This is a genomic window from Halorussus amylolyticus (genome assembly GCF_004143485.2).
GTDB classification, from domain to species: Archaea; Halobacteriota; Halobacteria; order Halobacteriales; family Haladaptataceae; genus Halorussus; species Halorussus amylolyticus.
The window spans coordinates 190,563-198,750 of the sequence record NZ_ML974135.1; the positions used below are offsets into that span (position 1 = coordinate 190,563).

At 66.2% G+C, this 8,188-nt stretch carries 9 protein-coding genes and 1 pseudogene; 6 read left to right on the forward strand and 4 right to left on the reverse strand.

All coding sequences use genetic code 11. The annotated features are described in order from the left end of the window. Nucleotides 1–1,743 (forward strand): thiamine pyrophosphate-binding protein, encoded by a 1,743-nt coding sequence (locus EKH81_RS13095; protein ID WP_132058576.1) that lies wholly within the window; start codon nt 1–3, stop codon nt 1,741–1,743. Nucleotides 1,744–1,747: 4 nt separating this feature from the next. Here EKH81_RS13095 and EKH81_RS13100 read toward each other — a convergent pair whose 3' ends face one another. Together EKH81_RS13100 and EKH81_RS19395 are read right to left on the reverse strand one after the other, a co-directional pair. Continuing rightward, the gene (locus EKH81_RS13100; RefSeq protein WP_132058575.1) at nt 1,748–1,981 is read right to left on the reverse strand and encodes a DUF8150 family protein; all 234 of its coding nucleotides are present in this window, start codon (nt 1,979–1,981) and stop codon (nt 1,748–1,750) included. Between the two features lie 43 nt (nt 1,982–2,024). Next, complete coding sequence (locus EKH81_RS19395) at nt 2,025–2,177, reverse strand: hypothetical protein (protein ID WP_202935140.1); 153 nt, start codon at nt 2,175–2,177, stop codon at nt 2,025–2,027. 102 nt (nt 2,178–2,279) lie between these two features. Here EKH81_RS19395 and EKH81_RS13105 point away from each other — a divergent pair, with 102 nt between their 5' ends. Continuing rightward, the gene (locus EKH81_RS13105) at nt 2,280–2,732 is read left to right on the forward strand and encodes a hypothetical protein (protein ID WP_132058574.1); all 453 of its coding nucleotides are present in this window, start codon (nt 2,280–2,282) and stop codon (nt 2,730–2,732) included. 30 nt (nt 2,733–2,762) lie between these two features. Here EKH81_RS13105 and EKH81_RS13110 read toward each other — a convergent pair whose 3' ends face one another. Further along, entirely contained in the window at nt 2,763–4,103 is a 1,341-nt protein-coding gene (locus EKH81_RS13110; RefSeq protein WP_162224620.1) for an MFS transporter, read from the reverse strand. A gap of 94 nt (nt 4,104–4,197) precedes the next feature. Between EKH81_RS13110 and EKH81_RS13115 the strand changes: the two genes are divergently transcribed. Beyond that, a complete protein-coding gene (locus tag EKH81_RS13115) occupies nt 4,198–5,163 on the forward strand; it encodes an NAD-dependent epimerase/dehydratase family protein (protein WP_132058572.1) in 966 nt (321 codons plus the stop codon). A 41-nt stretch (nt 5,164–5,204) separates the two neighbouring features. Then, complete coding sequence (locus EKH81_RS13120; protein ID WP_132058571.1) at nt 5,205–5,681, forward strand: cupin domain-containing protein; 477 nt, start codon at nt 5,205–5,207, stop codon at nt 5,679–5,681. 43 nt (nt 5,682–5,724) lie between these two features. Here EKH81_RS13120 and trxA read toward each other — a convergent pair whose 3' ends face one another. Then, nucleotides 5,725–6,138, reverse strand: coding sequence for a thioredoxin (gene trxA / locus EKH81_RS13125; RefSeq protein ID WP_132058570.1), 414 nt, complete (start codon nt 6,136–6,138; stop codon nt 5,725–5,727). A 120-nt stretch (nt 6,139–6,258) separates the two neighbouring features. Here trxA and EKH81_RS13130 point away from each other — a divergent pair, with 120 nt between their 5' ends. Both EKH81_RS13130 and EKH81_RS13135 read left to right on the forward strand, forming a co-directional pair. Then, complete coding sequence (locus EKH81_RS13130) at nt 6,259–7,338, forward strand: TrmB family transcriptional regulator (RefSeq protein WP_132058569.1); 1,080 nt, start codon at nt 6,259–6,261, stop codon at nt 7,336–7,338. 88 nt (nt 7,339–7,426) lie between these two features. Further along, nucleotides 7,427–8,188, forward strand: a pseudogene (locus EKH81_RS13135) (PD40 domain-containing protein); the annotation flags it as partial.

Genomic DNA, 8,188 nt, shown 5'->3' on the forward strand with positions numbered 1-8,188 from the left:
ATGACCGAGACGAACGAAGCCCTCGTCGCCGAACTCGAAGACCTCGGCGTCGAGTACGTCTTCGGCTACCCCGGCGGCCGAGTCATCGAACTGCTGGACGAACTCCCCGAGACCGACATCGACGTGATTCGCCCGCGCGACGAGCGCGAGGGGAGCGTGATGGCCGAGATGTACGGCCGACTCACGCAGAATCCGGGCGTCCTCGCGGGACAGGGACCGTGGATTGGGAGCCTCGGCACCATCGGCCAGATGGAGGCCCGCCTGTCGTCGTCACCGATGGTCGTCCTCACCGAGGCCAGCGAGCGCGGCGACTACTCGACGCTCGCGCCGTACCAGCAGGCCCGCGGCGACTACGGCGGGCTGAATTTACCCAAAATCCTCGACGGCGTGACCAAGGAACACTGGTTCCCGCGCTCGCCGACCGAGACGCTTCGGAGCGTCCAGTTGGCGTTCAAACACGCCACCGCAGGAAGGCCGGGTCCTACCGCCGTGATTCTCGACGGGAACGCCATCACCGAGGAGGTGCCCGACGACCCCGTGCCGCCGGTCTGGAACGCCGACGAGCAGGTCCGGAACTGGGACGCCGCGCCGACCGACAAGGACGTGGAGACGGCCGCCGACCACCTCGCTGACGCCGAACGGCCGGTAATAATTTCGGGCAACGGCGTCCACGCCGCGCAGGCCTACGACGAACTGGAGGCGGTCGCGGAGGCCTACGGCGCGGTGGTCGTCACCTCCTACCTCGGCAAGTCCACGATTCCCGAGACCCACGACCTCGCGGGCGGCGTCATCGGGTCGTTCGGCCACGAAGGCGCGAATCAGGTGGTGAGCGAGGCCGACGCCCTCCTCGTGGTCGGATGTCGGATGAATCCGATGGACACGAACTGGCAAGCGCCCTCCTTCGTCCGCCCGGACGAGCAGACCATCGTCCACGCCGACGTTGACACCCGGAACGCCGGGTGGGTGTACCCCGCCGACGTGGGACTGATTGGTGACGCAAAAGAGAGTCTGCGCGCGCTCGCGAATGCGCGCTCGGCGGCGTCCGCGGACGCCGCCGAGCGCGCGAGCGAGGGTGAGGCGAGCGAGAACGACTGGGCGCGCGCCCGCGCGGCCGAGGCCTGCGAGTCCTTCCACGCGCCCGAGTGCGATTCGGACGACTCGCCCATCAAGCCCCAGCGCGCGGTGAAGGAAATCGAAGCCGTCGTGGACGAGGAGACAATCGTGACCGCCGACTCGGGCAACAATCGCTTCTGGCTCCTGAACTACCTCCAGACCCCGGCCGTCCGGACCTACTTCGGGTCGGGCGGCGTCGGCGGGATGGGGTGGGCGACCCCCGCGGCCGTCTCGGCCGCTATTACGACCGAGAAGGACGTTATCGGCGTCGCGGGCGACGGCGGATTCACGATGACGATGACCAGCGTCGAAATCGCGGTCGAACAAGGGGTCGCACCCACATTCGTCGTGCTGAACGACACCAGTCTCGGGATGGTCCGCCAGATGCAGGACGAGGACGGCGACATCGCAGGCGTGGAATTCCACGACACCGACTTCGTGAAAGTCGCGGAGGGCTTCGGCGCGGACGGGATTCGCGCGACCGCGCCCGACGAACTCGGCGCGGCGCTTCGGGAGGGGAAAGCGAGCGACGTGCCGACCGTCATCGACGTGCGAATCGACCGCGAGGAGGACATGGCCGAGAAATTACAGTCGTCGTTCTACGCCGAGGTCGGCGGACTTCACGAATAGAGCGTTATTTGTCATTACCTCGGGACTTCCGGCGTTCGTCCTTCCGTCTAAAAAACTCGGCCGGGTCGGTGTCCCCCTTCTCCGCGAGTTCCTTTGCAGACTGGAGCTGCGAGTTGACGATTTTGTGTTGCTGGCGTGCCCACTCCTCGTCGTCGTGGGTACGAACGTACTCGGCCCACTGTTCGATAAACGCTCGACGTTCCTCGGTAGCTCTGTCACTCCGTGGTGAGTTCGTCATAGTACTGCTTTACTCCGAATTTATTGAAAGACAGGAGAACGTTTCACCGCTCGAAATTCTTTCGGGAGCGGTTTACCGTCTCACGAGCGCCGTCAGTTTCGTCCTCGGACCACGAGCCGATACTGACTGGATTTTCCTCGTCGGCGCGTTTCGACCGGGAGGGCGTCTCGTCAGTGACCCGGATGTCGTCATCCATACAAATATTTGTCACGCAGAAGCGTGTAGTTGTTTCGCAACGAATCGCCCCTCGAGCGCGAAACCGTGACACCCTTCAGGACTCACTGCATTCGGTCAGCCAATGGACTCAGACCTCCCCTCTCCAGCCAAACTCGTCGCGGCCCACCTCGCGGTCATCACCGCGGTGATTCACCTCACGATGGGCCTGTACAACTGGGTTCGGTGGGCGAGCGCCGGATTCTTCATCCCGCGGGACCTCCGGTGGCCGCTGTTCACCATCTCGGCTCTCGCCATCGTCGTCGGCCTGTATTTGGCCGCGCAGAACCGATACCGAAGACCGCTCTACCTCGGCGGAATCGGGCTGATGGCGACGTACATCTTCGGCTACTTCGCGTGGCACCTCACCGGCCACCGACCGCTGTTGCTCTTCGGGCAAGGCTCTCAGCACGACGTGCCGACCGTCCAGTTCATCGTGGACCACCTGTTCGCCGGGCCGGTGGAGTTCGTCGCAATCGCCTCCCAAGTCGGACTCGCGGTGCTGTTGGCGTACTTCCTGCTGACCGAATCGGAGTGACGTCGGTTCAGTCGGCGTCCGAGCGCCGAATCACTCGGCTTCGACCGCACCCGCGGCCGCCTCGCTCTCCTCGCCGTGTCGGTGCAGGACGAACAGCGTCACGAACACCGCCAGCACGACGATTGCCGCGATGGCCGAGAACGTCACGCCGAGTCCCCGGCCTTCGATGAGCGCGCCGAACAGCGGCGGCGCGACCGAACTTCCGGTCATGATGCCGACCGTGATGATGGCGAAGTTCCGGCCGAGGTCGGCGCGGGCCGAGAGCAGGTCGGCGAGTTTCGACCGCGGCGGTCCCGCGAGGCTCCGGACGCCACCCACCACGAGCAGGCACGCGACCGCCGCGAGAGGCGGGAGCGTCATGGTGGCGACCGCCGCCACGAACACGAAGACGGTGACGTACGCCCCGACGATGACCGGGCCGGGCGCGAACCTATCGGCTAAGTCGCCCCCGACCAGCACCATGACCGCGCCGACCGCGAACATCGCCGAGAGCGTGAGGTTCGCAGTGTCGAGACCGAGACCGTAGCCGTCCTGTAGGAGGACGACCGCGTAAGAGGTGATACCCCAACTCGCGGTCGAGACGACGAGCGCGAGCACCGCGAGCGCGAGGATGGCGGGCGACCCCGTGATTGCGCGGATTTCCCGGCGGACGCCACCCAACAGCGAGGCGAGCGCGGACGCCGACTCGTCCGAGTCGGCGTCCGCGTCGGTGTTGGAGTGGGCGGTGACATCTTCATCGGTGTCCCCGTCATCCGACTCGGGAGCCGTCACCGCCGGGTCCACGTACCGATAGAACGCGACCATCACGAGAAGGGCGTACACCGCGCCAACCGCGCCGATGAGTCCGACCGCGTGCCGCCACGTCAGACCGGGAAACGCGATTATCGCGGTGACGACCACTGGCGGCGCGGCGAAGCCGAGGTTGCCGAGAAACGCCCGAACTGAAAAGGCGCGAGCGCGGTGGTGTTCGGGGGTTGCGGCCGCGAGAATCGGGAAGTGAGCGGGGTGGTGGCCCGCGATGCCGACGCCGAGCAGAGCCTGTCCAGCGAGGAGGAGTTCGAAGGTGGGCGCGACCGCGATGAGGAAGACGCTCCCGGTGGCGAGACCGAGCGAGAGGCCGAGGGTGAGCCGTCGGTCGTAGTTGTCCGAGAGGTAGCCCCACGGAAGCTGAAACGCGGTGTTGGTGAACCCCTGCACGCCCATCGCGATACCGAGCATGTAGAGCGACACGTCGAACTCCGCGGCGAGGATACCGAGAATCGGCGGGAAGAGGACCAGATACGTGTGATTGACGAACTCCGCGCCGCCGACCAGCCCGACGACTACCGCGGTGTCTCTCCGAACGTCGGGGAGATGCGACGAGAGGGTCACTTTCGCGAAGTGGTACGACCGAGGGCAAGTATCCTGCGCTCGCGGAAATCCGGGTCGGGTGATTTTTTACGGTTCCGGACAGATTTGCGATACGATGGCCGAATCAGAGACCGTACTCGTCACCGGAGGGACAGGATTCATCGGGTCGTACGTCGCCGAAGACCTCGTGGAGGCGGGCCACGACGTGGTGGCTTACGACCTCTCGACCGACGACCGAATCCTCGAAAAGCTCGGCGTCGCCGACGACGTGGAAGTCGTCCGGGGAGATATCACCGACCCGACGAGCGTGTTCCGAGCGGTCACGGAGTCGGGCGCGACCCGAATCGTCCACCTCGCCGCGCTTCTCACGACCCTCGCGCGGGACAACCCCCGGAGCGCAGTCGAGGTGAACGTCATGGGAACGAACAACGTCTTCGAGGCCGCCCGGAGCCTCGACCAAGTCCAGCGCGTGGCGTGGGCGTCCTCGGCGGCGGTGTACGCTCCGCCAGCGAACTACGACGGCGATTGGGTGGACGAGGAGGACCTCGTCTACCCCGACACGCTGTACGGCGCGACCAAGGAGTACAACGAGCATCAGGCGAAGGTGTACTTCGAGGACCACGACGTGAGCCACGTCGGTCTGCGCCCGACGGTCGCCTACGGACCCTACCGCGAGACCGGCGGGTCGGCGTTCCTCGCGAACATCGTCGAGAAGCCCGCGCTCGGCGAGTCGTTCGCGGTGGAGTACGGCGACCAAGTCATCGACTGGCAGTACGTCAGGGACATCGCCCAAGCCTTCCGAAAGGCGGCGTTCGCGCCCGAGGAGGACCTGAGCCAGCGAATCTACAACGTCCGAGGCGAGGTGGCGACGATTCGGGAGGCCGCCGAGACGGTCGCGCGAATCGTCCCGGACGCCGACATCGAGGTGAGCGACGAGGGCGAACTCCCGTGGACCCAGATGCTCGACATGACCGACGCGCAGGAAGATTTGGGCTACGACCCCGAGTTCGGCCTCGAAACCGGGTTCCGCGAGTACATCGACGTGTTGCGGGCCGAAGAAGGACTGGAACCGCTACAGTAGTCAGTCGAATTATTTTTCGGCGAAGCGACTGAAGTCGGCCCATGGAGAAAGTCGCAGTGGAAGCCGTCGAGAACGAGCGGAATCCGATGAAGGTCCACAGCGTTCGCAAACCCGTTTCGCGCGCGCTCGGGACCGACCACTTCGCGATGAACTACTTCGAACTCGAAGCCGGAGAGTCGTTCTCGGGCGGTCTCCACCGACACAATGACCAGGAGGAGGTGTTCTACGTCGAGTCGGGAACCGCGACGTTCGAGGTGGGACTCGACCGCGAGACGGTCGCGGTCGAGTCCGGAGAGCTGATTCGGTTCCCGCCGGGTGAGTTCCAGAAGGGGTACAACGCCGACGGCGAGACCGTGGAAGGGTGGGCGCTCGGCGCGCCGGGCGCGGGCCACGACTGGGACGAACTCCAGTCGCGCGCGTTCTGTCCGGACTGCGAGGACGAGCGCACCCACGACGTGGACCTCGCGGACGGAGCGTTCGAACTGACCTGTACCGACTGCGGAACGACGCAGGGGTGAGTCGCGAGAGAGCAGAAACAGAACGGAGACCTAATTCACCGCCTCAGGCGTGGCGCTCGACGAGTCGCGTCAGGGTCGCCTCGTCCTGTACGCCGACCAACTGCTCGACTTGCTGGCCGTCGGCGAACACGAGGAGCGTCGGGACGCTCCGGACGCCGTACTGGGCCGCCAGCCCCTGGTGCTGGTCGATGTCCACCTTCGCGACCGCGGCGTCGGTGTTCGCGGCCACCGACGCCACGATTGGTTCGAGCATATTGCACGGGCCGCACCAGTCCGCGTAGAAGTCCACCACCACGACGCCGTGGTCGGTCGTGACTTCCGAGAACTGCTCGACGCTCTCGACGTGAATCGGCTCGTCGGGCGCGCCGGACGAGCCGTTCGCTTCGGCGTTCGCTTCGCGATGTGCGAGCTGTTCGCGCTTTCGCTCCCGGATGGATTCGAGTTCCTCGTCGGTCATCACGCTCACCTAATCGCCGAGCGGCCATAACTGTTGTGCAAAAAGTATGCAATACCATCTCGCAAAGCGTGGTGGGAATGCATGGGCTTAACTGCCCGCACACTCATCTTTCTGATACGAATGGAGACCGAGGAACTCCGAGCGGCGCTCGAAGACGCCGGACTCTCGCAGTACCAGTCCGACGCGTACGTCGCGGTGCTGGAGTTGGGGAAGGCCTCCGCGGTCGAAATCGCCGACGCCTGCTCGGTCCCGCAGGCGCGCATCTACGACGTGCTCCGAGATTTGGAAGCCGACGGCTACATCGAGACCTACGAGCAGGACAGCCTCCACGCTCGCGCTCGGGACCCCGAGGAGGTGCTGTCGAGCCTCCGTGAGCAGGCCGAGACGCTCGCCACCGCGGCCGAGGAGATAGCGGAACGCTGGGAGCGCCCCGCAGTGGACGACCACATGGTCAGCATCGTCAAGCGGTTCGACACGGTGTTCGACCGGGCGCGAACCCTCGTGACCGAAGCCGAAAACGACGTGCAGTTGTCCGTCTCACCCGAGCAGTTCCGCGACCTGCGCCCCCAACTCGAACAGGCCCGCGAAAACGGTGTGGTGGTCAAAGTGTCGATTCACACGGAGGATGTCAGCACGCTTCCGAGCGACGAGGAACTGGAGGGGGCCGCGACCGAGGTCCGACACCGCGAGCTTCCGTCCCCGTTCCTCGCGCTCGTGGACCGCACGAAGACGTGTTTCGCGCCTCACGACAGGTCGGTGAATCAGTACGGGGTGCTGGTCGAGGACTACACGCTGACCTACGTGTTCCACTGGTTCTTCCTGACGTCGCTGTGGGGCGTCTGGGACACGGTCCACACCGAGCGGGCGAGCGACCCCCCAATCGAGTACACCAATATCCGCCAGTGCGTGCGCGATATCGAACCCCTCCTGAACGACGGCGCGGCAATCGAGGTTCGCATCCGCGGATACGAGACCGAGTCTGGCGACCCGTGCGAACTCTCGGGGACCATCGCTCGCGCGACCTACGCCGGGGTGTCGAGCGAGACCGACGAGACCGTCCCGCTCTCGCAGTTGGCCGGGAAGGTCACGATTTACGTGGACGACGGCGAGCGCGAACGCGCGGTCGGCGGGTGGGGCGCGTTCGTGGAGGACGTGGAAGCCACCAGAATCACCATCGAGGACGTTCGGCTCCCCGACTGACGCGTTCGCTCGGGCGACCCACCGGCGATGTCCCGCGCTCCTTGCCCGTCCCCACACGCTAATGTAGGCCGGGTGCCACGAGTGAGCCATGACCGACCCACTCGCAGTCGAGGATTTCTACGACCTCACGCTCCTCACAGACCTCGCGGTTTCGCCCGACGGAGGCCGAGTCGCCTTCGTCGCCGACGAGTTCGACCGCGCCGAGGACGACCGCCGAAGCTCGCTGTTCGTCGCGCCCGCCGACGGCTCTCGGGACCCCCATCGGCTCACGCGCGCGTCCGACGCGTCCGCGCCCGAGTGGAGTCCCGACGGGTCGAAACTGGCGTTCGCCGCGGCCCGCGAGACCGACACGGAAATCGCGGTTTCGCGGGGCGACACGGACGATGCAGACGAGTCCGAAGCGAAAAACGGCGACGAGAACGACGAGCCGGAGTCGCAGATTTGGGTGTTCGACCTCGAACGCGGCGGGGACGCCCGGCAGGTCACCGAGTTCGAGGAGGGCGCGACGGAGTTCGACTGGGGACCGCGGAGCGAGCGCCTCGCGGTCGCGGCCCGCGACCCGACCGACGACCAGCGCGAGTATCTGGAACGCCGACGCGAGGAGGACGCCCCCATCGAGACCGAGCGACTCCAGCACAAGTACGACGGGCAGGGGTGGCTCGACGACGTGACGACTTACCTGTTCATGGTGGACCTCGAAACGCGCGAGACCACCCGGCTGGACGACGCCCACGGCGGCGACGGCGCGCGCGGACCGGCCACCGGGCTTCAGCCCTCGTGGTCGCGGGGGGCGGGGGGGGGCGGCGGCCGCCCCCCCCCCGCCCGGCGGGCGGGCGCGCCCCGCCCCCCC